Below are 20,340 nucleotides of genomic sequence, written 5' to 3'. Positions count from 1 at the left end.
GGCGCATCTCTACTAAACACCTCGGTCAGTCCCCTCTCCCTCCGGGAGAGGGCTAGGGTGAGGGGGCTTTTGGCCTTAGACTCGATTTATGCCACCGTGAGCCCAGTCCATTGCTCCGAAACCGCCCAGAGTCGCTCCGCCAACTCGCCATCCGCCGCCCATTTCGCAACACCCTTGCGGCCGACTTCAGGTTGATTGATCGGCGCAACATTGCAGTCTTCGCAATACACGCCACCCAACTCCGCAAGCGCCGCACTGGTCGCACACCACAACCCCGTCGCGGCGCCCTGCTCCACCGTTTTCAGTCCGTTGTGGGCATCCAGCCGTGGCCGGCCCTGCTCATCCAGCGCATCGAATGTGGCAAGTTCCGCCGTGCTCAAGTGCCGTGCCAGGTCCGTCAGGATCTGCCCCGGATGCAATGAAAATGCGCGAACGCCATGGCTACGCCCACGCTGATCCAGTGCAATCGCGAACAAGGCGTTGGCCGTTTTCGACTGACCATAGGCGACCCATTTGTCATACGGCCGCTGCAAGAAATCGATGTCATCAAAGTCGACCCCGGCAATCTGATGCCCGCGCGAGGACACCGACAGCACCCGCGCCTGCCCAGCCTTGACCAGCGCCGGCCAAAGGCCGCAGGTCAGGCGATAGTGGCCCAAGTGATTGGTCGCGAACTGGCTTTCATGGCCATCGGCATCACGCAGCAATGGCGCGGCCATGATTCCGGCGCAGTTGATCAGCAATGACACTGGCTGACCCGCGCTGACCACGCTGTGGCTGAACGCCGCCACCGACTCGGCCTGCATGAGATCCATGGGCATCACGCTGACACCGTCAACACCCGCCAATGCTGCCTGAGCACGCGCCGTATCTCTGGCCGGCACAATGACTTGCGCGCCCGCCGCCGCGAGGCTTTTCACCGTCAGCAGACCCAGGCCGGAATAACCGCCGGTGACCACAGCGAGCTGCCCGCGCAGATCGATGCCGGCCATGACTTCAGCCGCTGTGCTGGCGGCGTTGAACGGTGATTGCACAGGTTGTTGAAGCGTGGCCATGGGCGTAATCCTGAGTGAGCTATCGAAGGCCTTCATTCTTGGCTAAGCTCTCGGGACGAACCAGTCTGATAAATCCAGGTTTCTGTCGTGATCATCCAAAGTCCTGCAGGCGACCCACTCTCTGCCGTATTGGCACTCTCGGAACTGCGCGCAGCCTGCTCGGTTCGCTTGCAAGCGGGAGGCGTCTGGGCGCTGCGTTTCCAACCCATCGAACTGAAATTCAACATGGTGCGACGAGGCGAATGCTGGCTGCGCATGCAAGGCATGCCGGCGCGCCTGTTGCAGACCGGCGACTGTTTTGTGGTGTCGCGCACGCCGTTCATTCTGGCCAGCGGCGTCGATGTCGAGGCGGTGAACGCTGCAGATGTTTTTGCCCTCGACGGCGCCTCCGCGACGTTCGGCGTCGGCGAGGATGTCGAGTTGCTGGGGGGCAGCGTGTCGCTGTCGGGTCCAGGCGCGACAGAGCTGCTTGAGGTGCTGCCGGCCTCGCTGATCATTCGTGCCGAAACCGCAGGCGCCTCGTCGTTTGGCTGGCTGCTGGATGAACTGGGCCGCGAGTGGCCGTCGCATCAGGCCGGCTCGCAGGCAATGTGCAACGACCTGCTGCGGCTGATCTTCATCCATGCGCTGCGCCATCACATCAACAGCGCCGATGCCGAACAACTGGCGTGGCTGGGCGGGCTGCGGGAACCGGCGATCGCTGGCGTCTTACGCGCCATTCATGCGGCTCCGGAAAAGCCCTGGCGCCTGACGCAAATGGCCGAGATTGCCTGTATGTCGCGATCCGGTTTCGCCGCGCTGTTCAAGACATGCATGGGTGTAGCGCCAGTCGAATACGCCACGCGCTGGCGGATGCGCGTGGCCGCGTTTCGCTTGCGCAATGGTCGAGACACTGTGGCGACTGTCGCCGCGTCACTGGGCTATCTGTCCGACGCGGCTTTTGGCGCTGCCTTCCGCCGCGTGCACGGAATATCGCCTGGGCACTACAGGCGAGATCCGCTCCTGTAGCCCAATGATCGAGGTTATGATCACGACAATCGCCGCCAAGGACATCCGCCGATGCCTGCCATGAAAACCCGCCCTACCCCCGCGCCACTGCTCAAGCCCGGCGAAACCGTGGTGCTGTTCGACGGCGTGTGCAAACTGTGCAACGGCTGGGCGCGTTTTCTGATTCGCCATGACCGCCAGCGCCGCGTGCGGCTGGCGACCGTGCAATCGCCCGAGGGCCAGGCATTGCTGGCGTGGGCCGGTTTGCCGCTGGACGAGTTCGACACCATGGCGGTGATCCGCGACCGGCATTATTGGGAGCGCTCGGATGCATTCCTGGAAGTGGTCGGGCAATTGCCGGGGCGCTGGCAGCCGCTGAAACTGTTGCGCATTGTCCCGCGTCGTCTGCGCGATTGGGCTTACGATCGCATCGCGCTGAACCGCTATCGCCTGTTCGGCAGGTACGACACTTGCCTGCTGCCAACAGCGGATCACGAAAGCCGTTTCCTAAAGGCCCACGGCTAAGTTGATCAGTTGCAGCGGCGTCATTTTCGTCACCATCATCAGCACGATGACAAACATCCCGGCGAACCCGGCGACGCCCATCCAGAACCACCAGCGGTACGTGCTCGCGTAGCGATCATCCAGCGGCTGGTCAGCCTCGCCCGCGCTCAGCGCCATGGTCTGCAAACGCTTTTGCAACACCAGCACCGGCAGCCACAACGCGCCCACACAGAAAAAAATGATCAGCGAAGTCAGCAGCCATTCGGTGCTCATCGCAAGCCCCGAGAGCCGCATCAGCAGATAGCCGGTAATGACCTGCACAAACCCGGCCGGCGTGGTGATCCACGTATCAAAGCGCACCACCATTCGTGCGACATGGGCGATCACTTGCAGGTTGCCGCTGCGGCTGGCGGCGATCAGGTAGAGGTAGGAGCCCATGCCGAAACCAAAGAGGGAAATCGCCGCAATGACGTGCAAGTACTTCAGGCAGAGATAGAGCATCTCAACGATGCCCTTCGGCGAACTGAACCGACAGGCTCAAGTTGGCCGGATCGTTGATCGCCGCCAGATATTCATCGACGCTGATTTCGCCAACACACGGCCGCGCGCCGGCCTGCGGTACATAACCCCGAGCCATTTTGGTTGCGAGAGCGACGGCGGCGCAGCTGGGAATTTCCGGGCCTTTGTCATTCAGTGCGGTGAGTTGCGCGGTCATGCTCAGCGGCTGGTCGTCAAGTCCGATGCCTTGAACATCGATGTACATCGCGCTTTTGCCATCACCGAAGCGTTCGAACCACGTGCCCAAGCGATGCAGACGCGCCGCCCAGCGCACATGATCGCGCACTAGACCAAAGCGCAAGGCTTGCGCGAGCAAGGCGTTGGCGACACCGCCGAGCTTCAGGCCGGCGCCAGCCTTGAAGCGCAGCGTCTGTGCGCCATAGCGGCGTGCGAAAATACCCATGTCCGGCACATCGACATTGGCCAGCACCCGCTTGCCCAGTTGCGGCATGCTGCGCAGGGTCAGATCGAGCCAGCCCAATACTTCGTGAACCTGGCCGTTTTTCAATTGTTTGATCGGTTTGCCGGCATAGGCGAGCACGCCCTCGACCGTGGACAGCCCCGGCATTTTTGCCGAGGAAGAAATGCCATGCTCGATCGAGTCGATTCGCGCAAAACGCGAGCGCTGCTGATCGATGATTGCCGAAGATAAGGTCGGCACCGAACTGCACCCGCTGAGCACTGCGACACCGGCCTGCCTGGCGCGGGCATCAAGCACATCAATGCCGTTGACGAAGGTGCGGCAGTCAGCCAGATCGCAGTAATTGACCCTGGCATCGATGCAGCTTTCAGCCACTGCGTAGGATTGCCCCTGAAACGGCCCGCCGGTGTGCACCACCAACTGGATATTGAGCTCGCGCAGCGCCGCCTGAAAATCTGCGCCCATTGCATCGCCGCACCAGCCTTCGCACGGGCGGCCCGACTGCGCTTGCAGCTCGTCAACCTTGCGCTGCAACTTGCGCGCATCGCGGCCCGACAGCAGCAGCTCAATCTCTGGCATCTGCGCCAGATGCCGACAGACGATGCTGCCGAAATTGCCGTAACCACCGACGACCATCACCCTGAATGCCATTGCCCTGTCCCTGTTCCAGCCCAAACGTGTGGCGCTGAGGATATAGGCCGCAGCGGCAATCAGACATCTATTTTGCAACCGGGTACCACTGCGTCCGCTTGTCCCGGGCAAAAAGAATGAACCCAACGCCCCGCTTGTCGCCTAACGCACAGACCATCAGGAGGTAAGCCTATGCAAATCGAAACCGTGTGGATCGTATTGGCGGTCATTCTCGTGCTGATCGAGCTTTGGGCCATCAACCGGGTGCGTAAAAGCGAGGGGAAATCGAGCAATAAAGGCGTGTGGATCGTGCTGATCGTGTTTGTGCCGCTGTTCGGCCTGATCGCCTGGGCACTGGCGGGGCCCAAGCATGTCGGTCGCATTTCGCCTTCCCAGGCGAACCGGTGAACCACGGGTGCAGGCCCGACTCAAGCACCACCACAGCCCGGCTTATGCCGGGCTTGTTATATGCAATGTCTGCTGCGCGGATATCTTGCAGGCTGCACGAAAGCATTGTGCCTGCTTCGATGCCAGCCCTTGATTTAGAAGGGTTGTGCTTGATCGGCGAGTTGGCATGATTCCTGCGATAGCCTCTTCCTGAATACACAGCAGCGTGAAAAAGAACGCTGTGCTCAATCCGTGAAAAGCAGAGGCCTTAAAAAAATGAATGCCATCGACCTTCTCAAAGCCGACCATGAAAAAGTAAAAGCCATCCTCAGCCAACTGAGTGAGTCCACCGACCGCGCGCTGAAAAAACGCGTCGAGTTGCTGGGCAAACTGGAAATGGAAATCACCATCCACACTCGCCTCGAAGAAGAAATTCTTTACCCTGCCTTCAAGGAAGCCGGCAGCAAGGAAGAAGACATCATGTACTACGAGGCCAAGGAAGAGCACCGCACCGTGGACTCGCTGGTGCTGCCTGATCTGAAAGAAACCGATCCGGGCACGCCGGAATTTGCCGGTCGGGTCAAAGTGGTCAAGGAGCTGCTGGAGCACCACATCGAAGAGGAAGAAGAGGAAATGTTCCCGAAAGCGCAGAAGCTTCTGGGCAAAGCCAAGCTCGAGGAACTGGGCGCGCAAATGGAAGCCTTGAAGGCGAGCCACAAAAGGAAATGGCGGCTAACAAGATCGCCGCGTGAAGCGCTGAAGACACCGAAGCCCGACAGCGATGCCGGGCTTTTTTGTGCGCTCAAAATGAATCTCCCTCTCACACTGGATTTGGGGGTGTTCAGGAATTTTTGAGCAACCACGAAAAATGTGGGAGTGGGCTTGCTCACGAAGGCGTCAGGTCAGCCAGATCATCTATGACTGACACTCCGCTATCGCGAGCAGGCTCACACCTACACTGGATTCGCGAGCGTTCAGGAATTTCCGGGCAAGCCAGGAAACCTGTGGGAGTGAGCTTGCTCACGAAGGCGTCAGGTCAACCAGATCATCTATGACTGACACTCCGCTTTCGCGAGCAGGCTCACTCCTACACCGGATTTGCGGGTGTTCAGGAATTTCCGGGCAAGCCACGAAACCTGTGGGAGTGGGCTTGCTCACGAAGGCGTCAGGTCAGCCAGATCATCTATGACTGACACTCCGCTTTCGCAAGCAGGCTCACTCCTACACTGGATTTGCGGGTGTTCAGGAATTTCCGGGCAAGCCACGAAACCTGTGGGAGTGGGCTTGCTCACGAAGGCGTCAGGTCAGCCAGATCATCTTTGACTGACACTCCGCTTTCGCAAGCAGGCTCACTCCTACACTGGATTTGCGGGTGTTCAGGAATTTCCGGGCAAGCCAGGAAACCTGTGGGAGTGGGCTTGCTCACGAAGGCGTCAGGTCAGCCAGATCATCTATGACTGACACTCCGCTTTCGCGAGCAAGCCCGCTCCCACACTGGATTTGCGAGTGTTCAGGAATTTTTGAGCGACCACGAAAAATGTGGGAGTGAGCTTGCTCACGAAGGCGTCAGGTCAGCCAGATCATCTATGACTGACACTCCGCTTTCGCGAGCAAGCCCGCTCCCACACTGGATTTGCGAGTGTTCAGGAATTTTTGAGCGACCACGAAAAATGTGGGAGTGGGCTTGCTCACGAAGGCGTCAGGTGAGCCAGATCATCTATGACTGACACTCCGCTATCGCGAGCAGGCTCACACCTACACTGGATTCGCGAGCGTTCAGGAATTTCCGGGCAAGCCAGGAAACCTGTGGGAGTGAGCTTGCTCACGAAGGCGTCAGGTCAGCCAGATCATCTATGACTGACACTCCGCTTTCGCGAGCAGGCTCACTCCTACACCGGATTTGCGGGTGTTCAGGAATTTCCGGGCAAGCCACGAAACCAGTGGGAGTGAGCTTGTTCACGAAGGCGTCAGGTCAATCAGATCATCTATGACTGACACTCCGCTTTCGCGAGCAAGCCCGCTCCCACACTGGATTTGCGGGCGTTCAGGAATTTCCAGGCAAGCCAGGAAACCTGTGGGAGTGAGCTTGCTCACGAAGGTGTCAGGTCAGCCAGATCATCTTTGACTGACACTCCGCTTTCGCGAGCAGACTCACTCCCACACTGGATTTGCGGGCGTTCAGGAATTTCCGGGTAAGCCAGGAAACCTGTGGGAGTGGGCTTGCTCACGAAGGCGTCAGGTCAGCCAGATCATCTATGACTGACACTCCGCTTTCGCGAGCAAGCCCGCTCCCACACTGGATTTGCGGGTGTTCAGGAATTTCCGGGCAAGCCAGGAAACCTGTGGGAGTGGGCTTGCTCACGAAGGCGTCAGGTCAGCCAGATCATCTATGACTGACACTCCGCTTTCGCAAGCAGGCTCACTCCTACACTGGATTCGCGAGCGTTCAGGAATTTGCGGGCAAGCCACAAAACTTGTGGGAGTGAGCTTGCTCACGAAGGCGTCAGGTCAGCCAGATCATCTATGACTGACACTCCGCTTTCGCGAGCAAGCCCGCTCCCACACTGGATTTGCGGGCGTCCAGGAATTTCCAGGCAAGCCAGGAAACCTGTGGGAGTGAGCTTGCTCACGAAGGTGTCAGGTCAGCCAGATCATCTATGACTGACACTCCGCTTTCGCGAGCAGGCTCGCTCCTACAGGGATGGTGGTGCCACTGGATGCTGGCTTTGGTCAAACCGCCCACGGCGCCGCCGGATCGAATTTCGCTTCGATCCACTCCTTGAACGCCACCACCGCCGCCGGCGGGAACCGCGACGACGGCCGGACCAGATAGACACCGCCCGCCGAATCCAGATGCCAGTCGGGCAGTACCTGGATCAACCGCCCTGCCGCCAGATCGCGGCTCATCAGCCAGTCGCCGGCGCCGAGTATGCCGGCGTCGGCGCGGGCGGCGGCGAGCAGGGATTCGCTGTCGCTGGCGGTCAGGTTGCCGTGTGGCGTAATGGTCTGCACTTCGTTGCCGCGATGCAGGCGCCACAGCGGGAACGACGCCAGCCCGCTGAAGCGCAGGCAATTGTGTTGCAGCAGATCCTGCGGGGTTTGCGGCATGCCGTGGGCCTCGATGTAGGCCGGCGATGCGCTGAGAATCCGGCGATGGTCACTGAGCTTTTTGCAATCAGGCGATTGTCATCAAGCTCGCCGATGCGAATAGCCGCGTCGAAGCCCTGCTCGATGATGTCGACCAGGCCTTCGCTGTAATCGGCCACCAGCGAAACCTGCGGATGGGCCTTGAGAAACTCCGGCAGCAGCGGCCCCAGCCATAACCGCCCCATCGCCGCCGGCAACGCCAGGCGCAGGGTGCCGCGTACTTCGCTGGCACCCTGCACCGCTTGCTGCTGCGCTTCGTTCATCAACTCGACGGCTGCGCGCAGGCGCTGTTCGAGTTGCAGGCCAGCCTCGGTGATACGCACATGTCGCGTCGAGCGTTCCACCAACCGCACGCCCAGTCGCTTTTCCATCGCCGCAAGGCGCTTGGAAACGATGGTCGGATGGCGCTGCAACAAACGCCCCGCCGCGACGAACGAGCCTTGCGCGGCGACGGCGAGGAAAGCAGCGATTTCATCGCTGTGCGGGTTGCTCAGAACATCCAGATTCATGGTTGTAAAATGATCGCCCCTGATGATCGGCCCGATTCAAGATCGGCGTGCGCTTGTGCCGCGTCAGCCAATGAATAACGCGCGCGGATTTGCGGCGTGATGATACCGGCGGCAACAGCGGCCAGCACATCTTGCGCGCGCTCCTGATATTCGGTTGTCGTGGACGTATGTGCCGCCAGCGACGGCCGGGTCAGGAACAGCGAACCCTTGGCGTTCAGCGTGGCCATTTCCACCGCTGCCGGTGCACCGGTCTGCGCGCCGAACGACACCATCAATCCGCGTGGGCGCAAGCTGTCCAGCGAGGCCTGAAAAGACACCCGGCCAATCGGGTCATACACCACGTCGACCTTGCGCCCCTCGGTGATACGCAACACGTCGGCGGCAAGTGTATCGGCATCGAACACCAGGACTTCGTCGCAGCCCGAAGCGCGCGCCTTGTCGACGCTGGCCTGTTTCGACACCACACCGATCACCGTCGCGCCAAGGTGTTTGGCCCACGGCACCATGATTTCCCCCAGACCACCCGCGACGCCATAAAGCAGCATCGTCGTGCCGGGCCCGACCGGGTAAGTTGCCTTCAGCAGGTACTGCGCGGTGATGCCTTTGAACAGCACCGCCGCTGCATCTTCGAACGACAGCTCATCGGGGATTTTTACCAAGCGCTCTGCCGGAAACAGCCGCGCCGAGGCGTAACCGCCCAACGGGCCAGTGGCATAAGCGACCCGATCGCCGACGCGGACATTGCTCACGCCAACACCGACAGCGGCCACCCGACCCGCGCCTTCCAGACCCAGCCCAGACGGCAACGCTACCGGCACCGCCCCTTTGCGCTGGGAGACATCGAGGTAATTGACGCCAACCGCGGCTTGCTCTAGCCAGACCTCGCCGGGCCCAGGGGTTTGCCCGCTGACACTCTGCAATTGCAGGACGTCCGGAGCGCCCGTTTCGGTGAAGCGGATTGCGTTGGCCATGGTCATCTCCATTCATTCGTTAACCGTTGAGCTCAGTCTGAAAGCTCAGCCTTCAACGAACAAGCCAGTCTGAATGCAGTTCGTTGCTGCACTTTATGCAGCTATGGGTACAAAAAAGAGCGGCACGTGCTGCCACTCCCTTTGAAAAATCAATCGAACGCGCCGTTGAGCACCTCGTAAATGAGCCCGGTGGTCAGCGCAACGAGAATCAGATCGGTGCCCACCTGTTGCCATTCGTAGCCGTCATAGTGCGGCAAATGGCCCAGCAGACGCCCGTCCAGCTTCTTGGCGATGCCCGGTGGCAGCGGTTTGCCCCGCGCCAGATTCTTTTGAATACCCGGCGGCAGCGGCGGTCCCGGATTCCAGTATTCGCCGCGATAGCCGCCGATGATGCCGAGAATATTGCCGCGATCAACGCTCGGACCACCGCCGCGATTGCCAGAGGATGGCTCGCCTTTGTTGCCATTACCCTGGCCACCCCCACCCTGTTTGCCGTGATCCTGCATGTTCTGCGGTTTGCCATTGCCATTGCCCTGGCCTCCCTGACCACCCTGGCCCTTGCCATTGCCGGGGTCGGCCAGCGCCGTAGTGCTGCCAACCACCAGCGCGAGGCAGGACAGCGCGGCAACCAATCTGCGAAGTTTTCTCATGGGCGGTTCCTCAGGTGTGCCGGGCTCTTGTGTCGAGCATTGTGCTCAGCTTAGTGGATTTCCCCTTGCTGACCACTCGGCCTTGCGTCAGGATTCCCACCCTCTCCACCCCTGATCGAAAACTCATGAATCGCCAAAAGAAGCTGCAGCAGTTATTCAAGGAAAAGGCCAAAAAGGCCAACGCCAAACTGGCGCCGAAAAAGCCCAAATACATCTGCAAGGCCGATCGCTTGAAGCTGGAAGCCGAAGCGGCGCAGGCGTCGGCCGAAAACACCGAAAGCTGATTCAGGCCGTCTGCCGCGACGTCAGCCAGGTCATCAGCGCCGCCAGCACGAGCAATGCCGCGCTGGCGAAAAAGGTCAGCCGATATCCGCTGCCGTCGAACAGCAAACCACCGACGGTAGAGCCCGAAGCGATCGACAACTGCACCACCGCCACCATCAACCCACCGCCCGCTTCGGCATCGTCGGGCAGCGTGCGCGCCAGCCACGACCACCAGCCCACCGGCGCCGCCGTGGCAATCAACCCCCACAAGCCCAGCAACACGAACGTTGCGACCAGCGAGCCGCCCAGCCCGATCAGCGCCACAGCAATCATTGCCATCAGCAGCGCAATGGCGATTATCACCCTGTACAGGCCTGACTTGAGCACCGAGCCGATGACCGCGGTGCCGATAAATCCGGCCACGCCAATCACCAGCAGAATCATCGACAACACTGAAACGTCGACCCGCGTCACGGTTTCCAGAAACGGTCGCAGGTAAGTGAACAGCACAAACTGCCCCATGAAGAACAAGCCGGCGCCGAACATGCCGAATGCCACCCGGCGGCTTTTCAACAACGCAAGGACATTGCCTGCGCTCACCTTGCGCGGCGCGGCGGGGAGCGCCGGCAAACTGATCCATTGCCAGAGCAGCGCAATCAGCGCGACCGGTATCAGACAGAAAAACGCCCCGCGCCAGCCAATCACGCTGCCCAGATAACTGCCCAACGGCGCCGCCACGACGGTCGCCAGCGCGTTGCCGCTGTTAAAAATGGCCAGCGCCTTGGGCACGCTGGCCGATGGCACCAGACGCATGGCCAGTGCCGCCGACATCGACCAGAAACCGCCGATCACCACGCCGATCAGCGCGCGGCCGATCATGTACACCGTGTAGTTGGGCGCCAGACCGACCACCAGACCGGAGGCGCACATCAGTGCCGTCAACAGCAGCAACAAGGTCTTGCGGTCCATCGAACCGGCGAGTCTGGCGATCGTCAGGCTGGTCAGCACGGCGAAGGCGCCCGAAATGGCGATGCCGTAACCGGCCAGGCCTTCGCTGATGTGCAGGTCTGTGGCCATCGGCGTGAGCAGACTGACCGGCATGAATTCGGAAGCGATCAGCGCGAAGACACACAAGGTCATCGCGAATACACCGCTCCAGTACGCCGGTTGCTCGCCGGTTGTGGACGCTTCCATGGGCTGGGCTGTCGGGGTGTTGATTACTTGAGCCGTCATGCGAAAACCTGCCTTGAAGAAGAAATCATCGAGGCACTTCTGCCCCGCTACTCAGGCTGCAAAGCTTGACGGATCGGGCTTAACTTGATTAGTAGCGGTAATCTTCATGTGCTTTTGAGAAAAATTCAGCAATGAGCAACGCCAAAGTCAACGACCTGCAGGCCTTTCTGGCGGTGGCGCAGGAGCAGAGCTTCACCAAAGCCGCCGCTCGCCTCGGCGTCACGCCCTCCGCGCTGAGCCATACCGTTCGCGCGCTGGAGCAGCGTCTGGGTATTCGCTTGCTCGCCCGCACCACGCGCAACGTTTCGCCGACCGAAGCGGGTGAGCGCTTGGTGCGTTCGATTGCACCGCTATTCGAGCAGATCAGCGCCGAGCTTGAAGCCCTCGGTGAACTGCGCGACAAGCCCAGCGGCACGATCCGGATTTCCTGCACGGACGATCAGATCGAGTTGTGCATCCGGCCGAAGCTTGCGCAGTTTTTGCGGGACTATCCGGACATCACGTTAGAGTTTTATGTCGATTACGGTTTCACCAACGTGGTCAAGGAACGCTTCGACGCCGGCATTCGACTAGGCGAATCGATCAGCAAAGACATGATCGCCGTGCGCATCGGCCCGGACTGGCGCCTGGCGGTGGTCGCCTCACCCGACTACTTCGCTCGCCATCCGGCACCGGCCACGCCCCACCAGTTGACGGAGCACAGGTGCATCAACATCCGCCACCAACCAGCTGGCGCGATTTATGCCTGGGAATTTGCGCACGAGGGTCAGGACTTCAGCGTGAAGGTCGACGGGCAACTGGTGTTCAACAGCATCATGCATGTGCTCAATGCCGCCGTAGATGGCATCGGCGTAGCGTACGTGCCCGAGCAATTGGTCGCGCCCTATCTGGCGGATGGGCGACTGGTGGAGGTGTTGAGTGACTGGTGCCCAACGTTCCAGGGCTATCATTTGTATTACCCGAACAGACGCCAGGGCTCGGCGGCGTTCGCGGCGTTTGTCGAAGCGCTGAAATACAACCGCTGACAAACGCAACTCTTCAATCAAACTCAAAACCCTGTGGGAGCGGGCTTGCTCGCGAAGGCGCCAGATCAGATACATCTACATTGAATGACACACCGCTTTCGCGAGCAAGCTCGCTCCCACAATGGTCCGGTGCAAGGCCACAATCTTCAGCGCAACCCAAATCCCTGTGGGAGCGGGCTTGCCCGCGAAGGCGTCGGCACATTCAACATCTGCATTGCCTGAACCACCGCTTTCGCGAGCAAGCTCGCTCCCACAATGATCCGGGGCACACCAACAATCTCCATCCCAACCAAAATCCCTGTGGGAGCGGGCTTGCCCGCGAAGGCGTCAGCACATTCAACATCTGCATTGCCTGACACACCGCTTTCGCGAGCAAGCTCGCTCCCACAATGATCCGGGGCACACCAACGATCTCCATCCCAACCAAAATCCCTGTGGGAGCGAGCCTGCTCGCGAAGGCGCCAGCACATTCAACATCTGCATGGCCTGAACCACCGCTTTCGCGAGCAGGCTCCCCCCACAATGATCCGGGGCACACCAAAAATCTCCATCCCAACCAAAATCCCTGTGGGAGCGGGCTTGCTCGCGAAGGCGTTGGCACATTCAACATCACCATCGCCTGAACCACCGCTTTCGCGAGCAAGCTCGCTCCCACAATGATTCGGGGCACACCAACGATCTCCATCCCAGACAAAATCCCTGTAGATACTCTGTTCACGGTCAAGCTTTTTGGACGTGTTTACCGCTAAAAAGCTTGGCCGTGTCGAAGTCTTCTCCGGCCTGCATGCAGGCCCATAGTCCGGTCAGGTATTTGCGCATGACTGCGACGATAGCTTGCATCTTCCTCTTTCCTCGGGCCACCAACGCTTCGTAAAACGCTTTCACGTTCGGGTCGCAACGTATGGCGGTCAGCGCAGGCATGTACATCGCTGAGCGCAAATAGGCATTGCCGCCCTTACTTATCCGGCCGGGTTTATCAATGCTGCTTCCTGATTGCGTGAGTCGGACATCGAGTCCGGCATGGCGGCTAACCTGCGCGGATTTAAGCGTCACCGGTAAGGTCGTCAGTTCAGCCAGCGCTGCAAATACTGAGATCTCACCCATGCCTGGAGCGGCAATCATGTGTCCAAACTGGGCGCTCAACATTGGGCAGTTGTCGATCAATGCCCGACCAGCGACACGGAAACGCTCGATTCGTTTGTCAAAGGCGTTGATGGCCTCTTCTTCATCCTCAATCAGCATCGGGAGTGTTGTTTGAGTAGCTTTTAGCGCATGCAGCTCGTTTTTGGCGCGGGTGCGGTGACCTGTCAAACGATTGATGTGGCGGCCGATAGCACGCAGCTCAAGCTGTATTGAAGTGGGCGGCGTCCACAACCTTGGGCTCATCCGTTCGCCGTATTCAGCTAATAATTGGGCATCGATTGCGTCCGTTTTGCTGTTTTTCAGCATCAGCTTTGCAAAGTTGTGAAAACTCTTCGGATTGATAACCGAGACTGGCAAACCCGCCGCAGCGAGCTCCATGGCCAAGTCCAGGTAGTAGATACCGGTGGCTTCCATCACCACAGATATCGGCTTGAGCTCAAGCAATTTGCCGACAGCAGCCTTGCGCCCCGCCGGCGTCTGGTCGATATTGCACTGACCTGCAAAGCGGCCGCCATTGCGCCAGCCCATCGCTGTAGTGCGAGATCCCACATCCAAACCGACGTGCATGTTCATGCTTTCAACTCCAAGAGAACTGAGTTAAAAATGCTTCCTGGTTCCCCTGACCTCGAACTTCATGCCACTGCAACCTTGTAATGCGAAGTCCGACTCGTCGGCTTCTCGATACTCTTCGTGGTGGGCAATGAGGCGGGGGGACCTCTCTACAGACAAGGTCAGGAGCAAGTCCTGCCTTAAGGAGCGATCGGTCTCCCCCAGAAACACATCTTCGTATGTCGCACCAGCGAGCTTAGATCTCATTCATGCTGGTGTCTGGGGAACATACAAGGAGCGGGCTTGCCCGCGAAGGCGCCGGCACATTCAACATCACCATCGCCTGAACCACCGCTTTCGCGAGCAAGCTCGCTCCCACAATGGTCCGGGGCACACCAACGATCTCCATCCCAACCAAAATCCTTGTGGGAGCGAGCCTGCTCGCGAAGGCGCCAGCACATTCAACATCTGCATCGCCTGAACTACCGCTTTCGCGAGCAGGCTCCCCCCACAATGATCCGGGGCACACCAAAAATCTCCATCCCAACCAAAATCCCTGTGGGAGCGGGCTTGCTCGCGAAGGCGCCGGCACATTCAACACCTGCATTACCTGAACCACCGCTTTCGCGAGCAAGCTCGCTCCCACAATGATCCGGGGCACACCAACGATCTCCATCCCAGGCAAAATCCCTGTGGGAACGGGCTTGCTCGCGAAGGCGTTGGCACATTCAACATCACCATCGCCTGAACCACCGCTTTCGCGAGCAGGCTCGCTCCCACAATGATCCGGGGCACACCAACAATCTTCATCCCAGACACAATCCCTGTGGGAGCGGGCTTGCTCGCGAAGGCGCCGGCACATTCAACATCTGCATTGCCTGAACCACCGCTTTCGCGAGCAAGCTCGCTCCCACAATGATCCCGGGGCACGCCAATGATCTCCATCCCAACCAAAATCCTGTGGGTCTGCATATGAATCAGCGGGCAAAAAACCATCTGAATTTTCCCGCCAATCTGCCCCCTAAAATTGTGGGCGGTCGATACACGTCCGCCGATGCAAGGAGGGTCAGCATGCATGTCGGATAATCAAACGCCTTCGCCGCGCGACACACAGGAATCCACCCAAACACTATTGAGCCGTTTGCTCATGGCACGCGGGCCCGGTGGTCAGGAGGATGAGGTCCGGGCGATCTGCCTGGAAGAACTGCGGCGCCATTGCGACGAGGTCTGGACCGATCGGGCCGGGAATGTCATCGGCCTGCTCAAGGGCCGCGAACCCGATCCCGATGGCCAGCACGCTGTGCGCATCATGGGCCACATGGATGAGATCGCCATGCTGGTCAAACGCGTCGAGCCGGACGGCACGTTGCGGGTGGTGGCGTTGGGTGGGGCGAATCCGGTCAACTTTGGTGCCTGCCCGGTGGATATTCTCGGCGACGCGCAAACCCTGCCCGGCGTTCTCTCGTTCGGTTCGATGCACGCCACCACAGGCTCGCCGCAGGGCAAGGATGTGATGAGCGGCGCGGTGGAATGGAAAGACGTGCACATCATCACCCGCCATGATCAGCAGACCCTGCAAGGCATGGGCGTGCGTCCGGGTACGCGGGTTGTGCTCAGCCAGCACTGGCGCACGCCGTTCCGGGTAGGTGATGCCACCGCCGCGCATTTTCTCGATGACCGCGCGCCTGTGGTCGCCATGCTCCAGGCCGCGGAGCAACTCCAGCGCAGCCGGACCGAATTGGCGCACGACACCTACTTCGTCTTCACCACCCTCGAGGAAGAAAGCAACGCCGGCGCAATGTACGCAGCCGCGCACTTGCCTGGCGATACCACAATCGCCGTGGAAGTCGGCCCGGTGATGAGCGAATACGCAACGCGATTGAGCGTCGATCCGATCATCGATACCGGCGACCAGAAAGGCTATTACTCGCGCGGCGTGGTCATGGCCTTGGCCGACGCAGCCAAGCGTTGCGGCTTCGATCCACAGTTCGCCCTGCTGGTGGATTTCGCCTCCGACGCCAGCGCGGTGATGAGCTCAGGCATCAGCGCCCAGGCCGGATGCATCGCAATCCCGACCGAGAATACCCACGGATTTGAACTGGTCGTGGATGGCGCGATTGAAGCGTGCGCGCAGACGTTGGTCGAATATTTGAAAGGCCTGCAGAATGAGGTATCGACCTGACCCGCAGTCCAATAAAAAGGGAGGCCCATTGCAGGCCTCCCTTGTTTTCACCATCAAGAAGTACCCAACCCCTGTGACAAATCGGAAGACGAAGGCCGCGCCGTTTCCGGCTTGGTCTCCACTTCGGTTTGTTCAGTGGTCCGGGTCACCGTGTCGCGCACGGCTTCGTACCCTTCTTGAGCTTTCTGCTTGGCTTTATCGACCATGCCCGCGCTGGTGCGCCCCATGTAGCGCTGTTCAGTAGACGTAGTCGGCAACGCCGCGCCGAGCAATGCACCGAGTGCGACCCCGGCGGCAGCCACCATCAGCGGTTGCTCCTTGAGCATGTGGCTGAATTGCTGGCCAAGCACTTGCGAATTACGCGACAGTCGATCACTGGCGTCGTGCATCGCATGGCTTAGATTTTCCTTCGCTGCACCGACGTTTTCCCCGAGGTGGCTGGCCTTGCCTTTCAGCGTCTGGTAGCCGTCCTTCAGTGAGTCAGTGGTCGAATGCAAATGCGCGCGGGCGCTGTCGATGCCGTCGGCCAAACCATCGGCCCATTCGCCGGCCTTGTCCTGATCCGGCCCGCTGCGATAGGTCGGTTGCGGCACGGGCGGGCGATTCTGGCTGATCATCAGCCAGAGCAGCCCCACGGAAGTCAGCACCGCTGGCACCGGGTTATTGCGCACGCTGGTGCCGAGGTTGGTGAAGAACGTCGAGCCGTTGCTCTGCATCATCCCCCAGGCCTGATCGATCATCTGTCCGGGGGTGAATTTGCTCTCGAGTTGATCGACGATGTTGCCGATGCTCGCGCGTTGCGCATCGATTTCGCGCTCGATCTGCTCCGGGCTTTTTTCCGCTTCGATATCCAGTTCGCTTTTCATGAGACTTTCCTCCGCAGCGCTTCCTGATCCTTGTTCAAGGCGTCGAGGGTGCGATCAGGTTTGAAGTGAGACGGCTCGAATTGTTTTTTCCCGGATTGCAGCATGACGAAACCAATGACCATCACCACCACGCCAACGATCAGCGCGGCCAGCCATGGCGCCATGAACATGCTCAGGCCATAGACCGCCGACATCAGCAGAATGATGAAGCCGGCGAGGAACACGATTGCGCCACCGGCCACCGCGCCGATGCCAGCTTTGAGCGTGCTGAGGCTGTTCTGCAGTTCGGCTTTGGCCAGCGCCAGTTCCTTGGTGAACAACGCCGGGACTTCGCGCGACAGTTGTCGCAGCAGACCGACCACCGAAGCGTCATCCGTTTGGCCGAGGGGCCTTGCCCCGCTCAGATCAGATTCATCTCTGTTCATCACAGTTCTCCTTTGGCGTCGGGTGCGTGCGGTACGGAAGCCGCGGCAAAATCTGAGGGGTGATCGCTGTCACTCGGCGAGGTCGGAGTGATGCCGGTGGCCAGTCCCGGACTCGGTTGGTTTGAAGACGGCATTGACAATTCATAAGGCCGCTGCGCGCCATAATCGGCTGGCGGTGGCGCGATGTCGTGCCTGCCGCCGGATCGTGTTCGGCGCTGACCGTCGCCGCAGCCGCCGTGCCCGCCTTGAGAAACCGCGACAGGCCGAAACCGATAGCAATGCTGCCGGCGATGAATAGCCCCGGATTGCTGCGCGCCAGATCGGCGGCATCGTGCAGCAACTGCTCGGCGCTCTTGCCGCGCAGATTGCCCGCCAGCCCGGTCATGGAGTCCGCCATATCCGTCAGGTAGTCGGACATGCCCAGCGTGTCCTTGTCCTGCAACTCCGAGACGAAGCTCTTTGCGCCTTGGGCCAGTGCTTCTATCTGTTCGGCCGCGGTGTCACGGTACTGTCCGAATTGCGCGTCAGCCTGTTGCCGCGCGCCGCCAATTGCTTCATTGACGTCGTCCTTCAAATGTTCAAAACCCTGTCCAGGCTTGCTGTTCGGATCACCTGATTCAAAGCCTGCCCTGCTGTCTTGAGTATTCATGTGGCCCCTCGCGTTCTGACTTGAAAACGGAAAATCGGAGCTACACGGCAACATTGCCTCGAGCCCCCACATAGAAGATGACGAAGCAGCTTGCGCGAGAGTTCAAAGAGGTTGATGAGCGTGCCGTGTCAGGTCTGGATCAGCGACGAAAGGTTGCGCTTGGCACGATTACGTTGAGCTTCTGCGCCTGGCTGCGGTCAAGACAAGGCACAAGCATTTATCTGCAACACGACGCTGAAACCCGCAACAACGCCGATAGATGGCAGAATCCCCACACCCTGATCACTTCGGAGACCGCAATGCTTCGCCTGTTTGAAGAAAGGCTCGACCCCTTCCCGCCCGACGAGGCGCCGCCACCGCCAGTCGGTCTGATGCGTTTCTTGTGGGCCTGCACCCGGGGCGCGCGCGGTTATATCTTCGCCTTTGCCCTCCTCAGCGCCAGCGTGTCGATCTATGAGGCGTGGTTGTTTTCCTTCCTCGGGCAAGTGGTGGACCTGCTCTCGACCTGGCAATCCGGCGGCGCCGCCGGTGATGAGGAAAGCCGCATGTTGTGGGGCATCGGCATCGTGCTGGTAGTCAGCATTGGTCTGGTGGCGCTGCGCACGATGGTTCAGCACCAGATCCTCGCGATCAATCTGCCGCTGCGCCTGCGCTGGGACTTTCACCGGTTGATGCTGCGGCAAAGTCTGTCGTTCTTCTCCGACGAGTTCTCCGGCCGGGTCACGACCAAGGTCATGCAGACTGCGTTGTCGGTGCGCGAGGTGCTGTTCACCTTGATCGAAATTCTCCCCGGCATCGGCGTGTACTTCATCGCGATCATCGCGCTGGCCGGTGGCTTTGCGCTGAAGCTGATGCTGCCGTTTCTGGCGTGGATCGTTCTGTTCGGGCTGGCGATGGTGTATTTCGTGCCGCGTCTGGGCAAGGTCGGCCAGGAACAGGCCGATGCACGCTCGTCGATGACCGGGCGGATTGCCGACGCCTACACCAACATCACCACAGTCAAACTGTTCTCGCACTCCAAGCGTGAAGCGCACTTTGCCCGTGCGGCAATGGAAGATTTCAAGCTCACCGGCTTCCGCCAGATGCGCCTGGTCAGTCAGTTCGAAATCGTCAATCAGGCGTTGGTGGTCGCGTTGATTCTCGGTGCCGGCGGTTACGCGCTGTGGCTGTGGCATCAGGGCGAAGTCGGCACCGGCGCCGTCGCGGCGATCACCGCCATGGCGTTGCGCATCAATGGCATGTCGCACTGGATCATGTGGCAGATGACTTCGTTGTTCGAAAACATCGGCACCGTCCAGGACGGCATGGCCACCCTGACCAGCGGCCCGAAAGTCCAGGACGCACCGGATGCCAAAGTGCTTGAGCCTGCCGGCGGCGAAGTGGTTTTCGACAATGTCAGCTTCAACTACAACGGCGAACGCCAAGTGCTCGACGGCTTGACCCTGCATATTCGCCCCGGCGAGAAAATCGGCCTGGTCGGCCGCTCCGGTGCGGGCAAGTCGACGCTGATCAACCTGCTGCTGCGCTTCTATGACGTTGATCGCGGCGAGATCCGCATCGATGGGCAGAACATCGCCGAGGTCACCCAGGACAGTCTGCGTAGCGTAATCGGCATGGTCACCCAGGACACGTCGCTGTTGCACCGTTCGATCCGCGACAACATTGCCTACGGTCGCCCGGACGCCACCGACGAGGACATCCACCGCGCTGCGGTGAACGCCCAGGCCGATGGTTTCATCAGTCAGTTGAGCGACAAGCAGGGCCACAGCGGTTACGACACGCTGGTCGGCGAACGCGGTATCAAGCTCTCCGGCGGGCAGCGCCAACGCATCGCCATCGCCCGGGTGATGCTGAAGAACGCACCGATCCTGTTGCTCGACGAAGCCACCAGCGCACTGGACTCGGAAGTCGAAGTGGCGATCCAGGAAAGCCTCGATGAAATGATGCAGGGCAAAACCGTGATCGCCATCGCCCACCGCTTGTCGACCATTGCGGCGATGGACCGGCTGATCGTCATGGACGAAGGCCGCATCATCGAGCAAGGGACCCACGCGCAATTGCTCGAGAAGAACGGCACCTATGCGCGGCTGTGGCAGCACCAGAGCGGCGGGTTCCTCGGTGAGGATCGCGGTTTGGTTGAGGTGATGGAGGAGTGATCAGGCTGGAGGGCCGGGGCCGGCCCTCC

General features: G+C 60.1%; 17 protein-coding genes and 2 pseudogenes. 8 read left to right on the top strand and 11 right to left on the bottom strand.

The genetic code is table 11. The features are described 5' to 3' along the window. Nucleotides 1–86 precede the first annotated feature (86 nt). Entirely contained in the window at nt 87–1,055 is a 969-nt protein-coding gene (locus tag ACZZZ4_RS20375; RefSeq protein WP_415762840.1) for an oxidoreductase, read from the bottom strand. Nucleotides 1,056–1,142: 87 nt separating this feature from the next. On the opposite strand from ACZZZ4_RS20375, the gene ACZZZ4_RS20370 reads away from it, so the two are divergent. Both ACZZZ4_RS20370 and ACZZZ4_RS20365 read left to right on the top strand, forming a co-directional pair. Further along, nucleotides 1,143–2,063 (top strand): AraC family transcriptional regulator, encoded by a 921-nt coding sequence (locus tag ACZZZ4_RS20370; RefSeq protein WP_463548586.1) that lies wholly within the window; start codon nt 1,143–1,145, stop codon nt 2,061–2,063. A gap of 51 nt (nt 2,064–2,114) precedes the next feature. Beyond that, nucleotides 2,115–2,567, top strand: a complete 453-nt coding sequence (locus tag ACZZZ4_RS20365; protein WP_039764116.1) for a thiol-disulfide oxidoreductase DCC family protein — start codon at nt 2,115–2,117, stop codon at nt 2,565–2,567. Here the strand turns inward: ACZZZ4_RS20365 and ACZZZ4_RS20360 are convergent. Both ACZZZ4_RS20360 and ACZZZ4_RS20355 read right to left on the bottom strand, forming a co-directional pair. Beyond that, nucleotides 2,550–3,047 carry a DUF2269 family protein gene (locus tag ACZZZ4_RS20360; RefSeq protein ID WP_463548585.1) on the bottom strand — a complete coding sequence of 166 codons (498 nt, stop codon included), beginning with the start codon at nt 3,045–3,047 and terminating at the stop codon, nt 2,550–2,552. The genes ACZZZ4_RS20365 and ACZZZ4_RS20360 overlap by 18 nt on opposite strands. Before the next feature lies 1 nt (nt 3,048). Continuing rightward, the gene (locus tag ACZZZ4_RS20355; protein WP_463548584.1) at nt 3,049–4,176 is read right to left on the bottom strand and encodes a saccharopine dehydrogenase family protein; all 1,128 of its coding nucleotides are present in this window, start codon (nt 4,174–4,176) and stop codon (nt 3,049–3,051) included. Nucleotides 4,177–4,347: 171 nt separating this feature from the next. On the opposite strand from ACZZZ4_RS20355, the gene ACZZZ4_RS20350 reads away from it, so the two are divergent. Further along, nucleotides 4,348–4,563, top strand: a complete 216-nt coding sequence (locus tag ACZZZ4_RS20350; protein WP_039764119.1) for a PLD nuclease N-terminal domain-containing protein — start codon at nt 4,348–4,350, stop codon at nt 4,561–4,563. A gap of 255 nt (nt 4,564–4,818) precedes the next feature. Continuing rightward, a pseudogene (locus tag ACZZZ4_RS20345) lies at nt 4,819–5,268 on the top strand (hemerythrin domain-containing protein); the annotation flags it as partial. A 2,004-nt stretch (nt 5,269–7,272) separates the two neighbouring features. Here ACZZZ4_RS20345 and ACZZZ4_RS20340 read toward each other — a convergent pair. From ACZZZ4_RS20340 to ACZZZ4_RS20330, 3 genes and pseudogenes are all read right to left on the bottom strand, one after another. After that, a pseudogene (locus ACZZZ4_RS20340) lies at nt 7,273–8,198 on the bottom strand (LysR family transcriptional regulator). Further along, nucleotides 8,195–9,169 (bottom strand): quinone oxidoreductase family protein, encoded by a 975-nt coding sequence (locus ACZZZ4_RS20335; protein WP_463548583.1) that lies wholly within the window; start codon nt 9,167–9,169, stop codon nt 8,195–8,197. The pseudogene ACZZZ4_RS20340 and the gene ACZZZ4_RS20335 overlap by 4 nt, the downstream one beginning before the upstream one ends. Before the next feature lie 149 nt (nt 9,170–9,318). Continuing rightward, complete coding sequence (locus ACZZZ4_RS20330; protein ID WP_463548582.1) at nt 9,319–9,819, bottom strand: anti-virulence regulator CigR family protein; 501 nt, start codon at nt 9,817–9,819, stop codon at nt 9,319–9,321. 125 nt (nt 9,820–9,944) lie between these two features. Here ACZZZ4_RS20330 and ACZZZ4_RS20325 point away from each other — a divergent pair, with 125 nt between their 5' ends. Continuing rightward, nucleotides 9,945–10,103, top strand: a complete 159-nt coding sequence (locus ACZZZ4_RS20325; protein ID WP_080769419.1) for a DUF2986 domain-containing protein — start codon at nt 9,945–9,947, stop codon at nt 10,101–10,103. Between the two features lies 1 nt (nt 10,104). On the opposite strand, the gene ACZZZ4_RS20320 is transcribed toward ACZZZ4_RS20325, so the two are convergent. After that, nucleotides 10,105–11,316 (bottom strand): MFS transporter, encoded by a 1,212-nt coding sequence (locus ACZZZ4_RS20320; protein ID WP_463548581.1) that lies wholly within the window; start codon nt 11,314–11,316, stop codon nt 10,105–10,107. A gap of 131 nt (nt 11,317–11,447) precedes the next feature. On the opposite strand from ACZZZ4_RS20320, the gene ACZZZ4_RS20315 reads away from it, so the two are divergent. Continuing rightward, the gene (locus ACZZZ4_RS20315) at nt 11,448–12,341 is read left to right on the top strand and encodes a LysR family transcriptional regulator (RefSeq protein WP_463548580.1); all 894 of its coding nucleotides are present in this window, start codon (nt 11,448–11,450) and stop codon (nt 12,339–12,341) included. A 720-nt stretch (nt 12,342–13,061) separates the two neighbouring features. On the opposite strand, the gene ACZZZ4_RS20310 is transcribed toward ACZZZ4_RS20315, so the two are convergent. Then, a complete protein-coding gene (locus ACZZZ4_RS20310; RefSeq protein WP_310408833.1) occupies nt 13,062–14,057 on the bottom strand; it encodes an IS110 family RNA-guided transposase in 996 nt (331 codons plus the stop codon). 1,051 nt (nt 14,058–15,108) lie between these two features. On the opposite strand from ACZZZ4_RS20310, the gene ACZZZ4_RS20305 reads away from it, so the two are divergent. Beyond that, nucleotides 15,109–16,215, top strand: a complete 1,107-nt coding sequence (locus tag ACZZZ4_RS20305) for a M20/M25/M40 family metallo-hydrolase (protein ID WP_463548579.1) — start codon at nt 15,109–15,111, stop codon at nt 16,213–16,215. 53 nt (nt 16,216–16,268) lie between these two features. Here the strand turns inward: ACZZZ4_RS20305 and ACZZZ4_RS20300 are convergent, their stop codons facing one another. The 3 genes from ACZZZ4_RS20300 to ACZZZ4_RS20290 are packed head-to-tail and all read right to left on the bottom strand — an operon-like array spanning nt 16,269 to nt 18,155. After that, the gene (locus ACZZZ4_RS20300) at nt 16,269–17,081 is read right to left on the bottom strand and encodes a DUF3618 domain-containing protein (RefSeq protein WP_016774297.1); all 813 of its coding nucleotides are present in this window, start codon (nt 17,079–17,081) and stop codon (nt 16,269–16,271) included. Further along, nucleotides 17,078–17,506, bottom strand: a complete 429-nt coding sequence (locus tag ACZZZ4_RS20295; RefSeq protein ID WP_052269127.1) for a phage holin family protein — start codon at nt 17,504–17,506, stop codon at nt 17,078–17,080. Before ACZZZ4_RS20295 ends, ACZZZ4_RS20300 begins: the two co-directional genes overlap by 4 nt. Continuing rightward, complete coding sequence (locus ACZZZ4_RS20290) at nt 17,493–18,155, bottom strand: hypothetical protein (protein ID WP_463548578.1); 663 nt, start codon at nt 18,153–18,155, stop codon at nt 17,493–17,495. Before ACZZZ4_RS20290 ends, ACZZZ4_RS20295 begins: the two co-directional genes overlap by 14 nt. Nucleotides 18,156–18,454: 299 nt before the next feature. On the opposite strand from ACZZZ4_RS20290, the gene ACZZZ4_RS20285 reads away from it, so the two are divergent. Then, nucleotides 18,455–20,311, top strand: a complete 1,857-nt coding sequence (locus ACZZZ4_RS20285; RefSeq protein ID WP_463548577.1) for an ABC transporter ATP-binding protein — start codon at nt 18,455–18,457, stop codon at nt 20,309–20,311. Nucleotides 20,312–20,340: the final 29 nt, after the last annotated feature.

Source organism: Pseudomonas sp. AC252, from assembly GCF_979258105.1.
Note: the sequence above shows the minus strand (reverse complement) of the source record. Positions and strands in the feature narration are given on the sequence as shown.

Bases quoted from the DNA above. Each gene is read 5' to 3' on its own strand.
- ACZZZ4_RS20375 (WP_415762840.1), bottom strand. From the start codon at position 1,055: ATGGCCACGCTTCAACAACCTGTGCAATCACCGTTCAACGCCGCCAGC.
- ACZZZ4_RS20365 (WP_039764116.1), top strand. From the start codon at position 2,115: ATGCCTGCCATGAAAACCCGCCCTACCCCCGCGCCACTGCTCAAGCCC.
- ACZZZ4_RS20360 (WP_463548585.1), bottom strand. From the start codon at position 3,047: ATGCTCTATCTCTGCCTGAAGTACTTGCACGTCATTGCGGCGATTTCC.
- ACZZZ4_RS20355 (WP_463548584.1), bottom strand. From the start codon at position 4,176: ATGGCATTCAGGGTGATGGTCGTCGGTGGTTACGGCAATTTCGGCAGC.
- ACZZZ4_RS20350 (WP_039764119.1), top strand. From the start codon at position 4,348: ATGCAAATCGAAACCGTGTGGATCGTATTGGCGGTCATTCTCGTGCTG.
- ACZZZ4_RS20335 (WP_463548583.1), bottom strand. From the start codon at position 9,169: ATGGCCAACGCAATCCGCTTCACCGAAACGGGCGCTCCGGACGTCCTG.
- ACZZZ4_RS20330 (WP_463548582.1), bottom strand. From the start codon at position 9,819: ATGAGAAAACTTCGCAGATTGGTTGCCGCGCTGTCCTGCCTCGCGCTG.
- ACZZZ4_RS20325 (WP_080769419.1), top strand. From the start codon at position 9,945: ATGAATCGCCAAAAGAAGCTGCAGCAGTTATTCAAGGAAAAGGCCAAA.
- ACZZZ4_RS20320 (WP_463548581.1), bottom strand. From the start codon at position 11,316: ATGACGGCTCAAGTAATCAACACCCCGACAGCCCAGCCCATGGAAGCG.
- ACZZZ4_RS20315 (WP_463548580.1), top strand. From the start codon at position 11,448: ATGAGCAACGCCAAAGTCAACGACCTGCAGGCCTTTCTGGCGGTGGCG.
- ACZZZ4_RS20310 (WP_310408833.1), bottom strand. From the start codon at position 14,057: ATGAACATGCACGTCGGTTTGGATGTGGGATCTCGCACTACAGCGATG.
- ACZZZ4_RS20305 (WP_463548579.1), top strand. From the start codon at position 15,109: ATGTCGGATAATCAAACGCCTTCGCCGCGCGACACACAGGAATCCACC.
- ACZZZ4_RS20300 (WP_016774297.1), bottom strand. From the start codon at position 17,081: ATGAAAAGCGAACTGGATATCGAAGCGGAAAAAAGCCCGGAGCAGATC.
- ACZZZ4_RS20295 (WP_052269127.1), bottom strand. From the start codon at position 17,506: ATGAACAGAGATGAATCTGATCTGAGCGGGGCAAGGCCCCTCGGCCAA.
- ACZZZ4_RS20290 (WP_463548578.1), bottom strand. From the start codon at position 18,155: ATGAATACTCAAGACAGCAGGGCAGGCTTTGAATCAGGTGATCCGAAC.
- ACZZZ4_RS20285 (WP_463548577.1), top strand. From the start codon at position 18,455: ATGCTTCGCCTGTTTGAAGAAAGGCTCGACCCCTTCCCGCCCGACGAG.